1 pseudogene is annotated in these 488 nt (G+C 54.3%); it reads right to left on the bottom strand.

Annotation, left to right across the window (positions count from 1 at the left end):
* A pseudogene (locus tag IBT46_RS27070) lies at positions 1-488 on the bottom strand (IS630 family transposase); the annotation flags it as partial.

Raw genomic sequence — 488 nt, forward strand, 5'->3', positions numbered from 1 at the left:
CCAGTCTGCGCCGATTTTGGGGTTGAGATGGATTTTAACCTCATCCTCGCAAAATACGGGATGTTCGCTGCTGCACCAGGCAAGCGCTTCTGTGATAGCGGCCATTTTCTCTTCTTTGTGCGGGTGCGAATATGCAGAATTGGCGCAGCTCTGCGCCAGACCAGTCCGGCTGCAGGAAGCCGGCGCCGAACCGTTGACGCATGTAAACGTCAGCCTGTCATCTTATTGATTTTCATTGCCGGAAGCCCGGTGCTCCAGCGAGAACGCTGATAGCCAAAATCGCCCGGCGAGTGCTTAATCAACTGACGTAACAGTGTGCAAACAGACTCAAACGGCCAGCGGAGTCCGCGCCCGGGAGGAAGCGATTTCAGGCCTTCGAGTCCATAAAATGTGAACCAGTTAATCCAGCGGCCTACAGATGAACGGGCACAGCAAAACGTTCTGGCAACATAGCTAACGCGATCGCCATGATGAAGCATCAGCATGGC

This window comes from Erwinia sp. S38, assembly GCF_016624545.1.
Taxonomy (GTDB): domain Bacteria; phylum Pseudomonadota; class Gammaproteobacteria; order Enterobacterales; family Enterobacteriaceae; genus Erwinia; species Erwinia coffeiphila.